Source organism: Elstera litoralis (assembly GCF_000963705.1).
GTDB lineage: Bacteria > Pseudomonadota > Alphaproteobacteria > Elsterales > Elsteraceae > Elstera > Elstera litoralis.
In genome coordinates this window covers 1-3372 of the sequence record NZ_LAJY01000391.1, presented here as the reverse complement: position 1 = coordinate 3372, position 3372 = coordinate 1, and the positions used below count along the sequence as shown (strand labels likewise).

Genomic DNA, 3372 nt, shown 5'->3' with positions numbered 1-3372 from the left:
CGGCGTGCTGTTCATCATCAATAATTCCATCGGCCTGATTACCCCGCCGGTGGGAACGGTTCTGAACGTCGTCTGCGGCGTTTCGAAAATCAGCATGGATGAGATCGTGCGCGGCGTCATGCCGTTCTTGATTGCGCAACTCCTTGTGCTGCTCCTGCTCGTCCTCTTCCCGGTTCTCGTCATGGGGCCGGCGCGATGGCTCGCGGGTTAACTGTGCCTCGATTCAAGAAAAAACCCTCAGGAGGAAACCCATGAAATCCGTAAAAGCGCTTCTCGTTACCGCCGTCAGCCTCACGGCCTTTTTGGCCAGCCAAACGGCTTTAGCGCAAGTCTCTGAACGCAAACTGCGGTTTGCCTATCAGAATGTCGCCGATCACCCGCAGGGTAAGGGCGTGGCGAAGTTCGGCGATCTCGTGAAGGAAAAGACTGGCGGCAAGATTACCGTGTCGCAGTTCCCCGGCGGGCAGTTGGGCGGCGATTTGCAGACCGTCTCGGCCCTGCAAGGCGGCACGATTGATATGACCGTGCTGAACGCAGGCCTGCTGGTTGGGCTCGATAAGCGGTTCGCCGTGCTCGATTTCCCCTTCCTCTTCGCCGAGCCGAAGGAAGCCGATGCGATTGTCGACGGCCCCATCGGCACTAAGCTGCACGCTGGCCTTGCCGAAAAAGGCTTGGTTGGCCTCGGCTATTGGGAACTGGGGTTTCGCAATGTCACCAACTCCAAGCTGCCGATCACCAAGATCGAGGATTTCAAGGGCCTGAAGCTGCGCGTACTGCAATCGCCTTTGTTCATCGATCTGTTCAATACCCTGGGCGCTAATTCCGTGCCGATGCCCTTTCCGGAACTCTATGCGGCACTGGAACAGAAGGTCGTCGATGGGCAAGAAAACCCGATGACGACGATCCTCGGCGGCAAGTTCAACGAAGTGCAAAAATATGTGTCGGAAACCCGCCACATCTATAACGCCCAGTCCGTCCTTATCTCGAAAAAAGACCTGGGACGCCTTGTCGGCGGACGAAAAGAAAATCATTGCCGATGCGCTGGCCGAAGCCACGGTTTTCCAGCGTAAAACCTCGCGCGATGCGATGGATACGGCGCTGGCCAGCCTGAAGGCGGCAGGCATGACGCATAACACGCTGGCTCCCGCCGAGCTCAATCGCATCCGTGATGCGGTAAAACCAGTGTTAGCCAAGTTCGGCCAGGAAGCCGGGCCGGAGTTCGTCGCCGAAGTCACGGGCGAGCTTGCCAAGCTGCGCAAGTAACCTTTTGGGGCGGCGCTCTCCCGCGCCGCCCACTTTTCTTGTTGGAGACCAATCGTGACGCCCTGCGTTTTTGTGCTGAACGGGCCGAACCTCAATCTTTTGGGGACGCGCCAGCCCCATATTTACGGTTCGGCAACGCTCGCCGATGTGGCGGCGGCCTGCGCCGTGACTGCGGATACTCTCGGCCTTGGCGTCCGCTTCCATCAATCCAATCATGAGGCGGCGTTGATCGACTGGGTGCATGAAGCGCGCACGGCGGCGCAGGCCATCGTCATCAATCCCGCCGCTTACACCCATACGTCGGTGGCGCTGCTCGACGCGCTCAACGCCTTCGAGGGGCCGGTAATCGAGGTGCATATTTCCAATATTCATAAGCGCGAGAGCTTCCGGCATCAGTCTTACGTCTCCTTGCGCGCCGATGGCATCATCGCCGGGCTCGGCACCCAAGGCTATACGCTGGCCTTGCAGCGGGTAGCGCATCTGTTGGCCGAGGCCGCCCGATGATCGACGGTCACACGCGCCTTATCGCCCATATCGGCTATCCCACGCATAGTTTCCGGGCACCGCTGATCTATAATCCATACTTTAAGGCCATCGATCTGAACGCCGTCGTCGTGCCGATGGGCGTGACGCGGGATGATTTTGCGGCGGCTTTTCCCTGCATCACGCGCTTCAGCAACTTCCACGGCGCGCTGATTACCATGCCCCATAAGGTCGCCATCGTCCCGATGCTGGACCGGGTCTCGACGGCGGTGAAAGTGGCGGGGGCCTGCAATGCCGTGCGCCGCGCCGAGGATGGCGCGCTGATTGGCGATCTCTTCGACGGCGAAGGGTTTGCGCGGGGCGTGCTGCGCAAGGGGCGGAAGATTCACGGCGCGCGCGCGCTGATCGTCGGGGCGGGCGGCGTTGGTTCGGCGATTGCGGCGGCGCTGGCGGCCCAGGGTCTCGCGCATTTGCGGCTGTTCGATGTCGATACGGTGGCGGCGACCGGGCTTGCCACCCGGCTCACGGCGCATTTCCCCACTCTCAGCGTCGAAGTCGGTGCGCCCGATCCTGCGGGGTGAGCCTTGCCGTGAACGCGACGCCGCTCGGCATGACCGAGGGGGACCCGCTGCCGATGGATGTGGCGCGGCTCGATCCGGCGGCCCTGGTCGGCGAAGTGGTGATGCGCGCCGAGATCACACCGTTTCTGCGGGCGGCGGCGGCGCGCGGCTGCGCCCTTCAGGTGGGAACCGATATGCTGTTCGAGCAGATCCCCGCCTATCTCGATTTCTTTGGTTTTCCGACGACGACACCCGAGCACCTGCGCCACTTGGCCCAGGGGCGGGCAGATTAGGGAGGCGCGCTGTGGATACCTCGATTGCAACCGTCTGCGTTTCGGGCACTTTGGCCGAAAAGCTCGATGCCATTGCGGCGGCCGGCTTTCGGCACGTCGAGATTTTCGAGAATGATCTCCTGGCCTTCCCCGGCTCGCCGCGCGACATTCGCCGCCTCTGCGACGATTTGGGCTTGCGCATCGTTACCTGTCAGCCGTTCCGCGATTTCGAAGGCATGCCCGCCGCCCGCCGCGCCCGCACCTTCGACCGGGCCGAGCGCAAGTTCGATCTGCTGCAAGAATTGGGAGCCGATCTGCTGTTCATCTGCTCCAGCGTTGCGCCGGACGCGAGTCGGGGCTGGAGCGGCTGGCGGCGGATTTTGCCGAATTGGGCGAAAGGGCCGCCAAGCGGAATTTGCGCGTCGGGTACGAAGCCTTGGCCTGGGGGCGGTTCATTTATGATTACCGCGATGCTTGGGAAGTGGTCCGCCGGGCCGGGCAGCCGAATGTCGGCGTCATTCTCGATAGTTTTCATGTGTTGGCGCGCGGGCTGGAAGTCGCCTCGATCCAGAAAATCCCGCCCGAAAGCATCGTCATGGTGCAGATTGCCGACGCGCCCCGGCTGGAGATGGATTATCTCGCCTGGAGCCGCCATTGGCGCTGCCTGCCGGGTCAGGGCGATCTCGACCTTGCCGGTTTCATGAATGCCCTGGCGCGCACCGGCTACGATGGCGTCTTAAGCCTTGAAATCTTCAACGACCGTTTCCGCGCGGGCTCGGCGCGGTCGGTCGCGG

At 62.0% G+C, this 3372-nt stretch carries 7 protein-coding genes and 1 pseudogene; all 8 read left to right on the top strand.

All coding sequences use genetic code 11. The features are described from left to right. On the top strand, positions 1-211 hold a 211-nt coding region (locus VZ95_RS14255; protein WP_156995311.1), incomplete at its 5' end, for a TRAP transporter large permease subunit. Between the two features lie 40 nt (positions 212-251). Beyond that, positions 252-1070 carry a DctP family TRAP transporter solute-binding subunit gene (locus VZ95_RS14250; protein WP_232302671.1) on the top strand — a complete coding sequence of 273 codons (819 nt, stop codon included), beginning with the start codon at positions 252-254 and terminating at the stop codon, positions 1068-1070. Further along, on the top strand, positions 1006-1263 hold the full coding sequence (locus VZ95_RS27275; RefSeq protein WP_232302670.1) for a type 2 periplasmic-binding domain-containing protein: 258 nt from the start codon (positions 1006-1008) through the stop codon (positions 1261-1263). Before VZ95_RS14250 ends, VZ95_RS27275 begins: the two co-directional genes overlap by 65 nt. Before the next feature lie 54 nt (positions 1264-1317). After that, the gene (gene aroQ, locus VZ95_RS14245) at positions 1318-1767 is read left to right on the top strand and encodes a type II 3-dehydroquinate dehydratase (RefSeq protein WP_045776447.1); all 450 of its coding nucleotides are present in this window, start codon (positions 1318-1320) and stop codon (positions 1765-1767) included. Then, positions 1764-2327, top strand: coding sequence for a shikimate dehydrogenase family protein (locus VZ95_RS14240; protein ID WP_198148311.1), 564 nt, complete (start codon positions 1764-1766; stop codon positions 2325-2327). Before aroQ ends, VZ95_RS14240 begins: the two co-directional genes overlap by 4 nt. Continuing rightward, positions 2324-2599 carry a Rossmann-fold NAD(P)-binding domain-containing protein gene (locus VZ95_RS25700; RefSeq protein ID WP_198148310.1) on the top strand — a complete coding sequence of 92 codons (276 nt, stop codon included), beginning with the start codon at positions 2324-2326 and terminating at the stop codon, positions 2597-2599. The genes VZ95_RS14240 and VZ95_RS25700 overlap by 4 nt, the downstream gene beginning before the upstream one ends. 11 nt (positions 2600-2610) lie before the next feature. Continuing rightward, positions 2611-2913: pseudogene (locus VZ95_RS27270) on the top strand (sugar phosphate isomerase/epimerase family protein); the annotation flags it as partial. 53 nt (positions 2914-2966) lie between these two features. After that, positions 2967-3372 (top strand): sugar phosphate isomerase/epimerase family protein (locus tag VZ95_RS27265; protein ID WP_408606097.1); only part of this gene is annotated, 406 nt, incomplete at its 3' end.

Coding starts and splice junctions, on each gene's coding strand:
- VZ95_RS14240 (WP_198148311.1), top strand. CDS start 1,764: ATGATCGACGGTCACACGCGCCTTATCGCCCATATCGGCTATCCCACG.
- VZ95_RS14250 (WP_232302671.1), top strand. CDS start 252: ATGAAATCCGTAAAAGCGCTTCTCGTTACCGCCGTCAGCCTCACGGCC.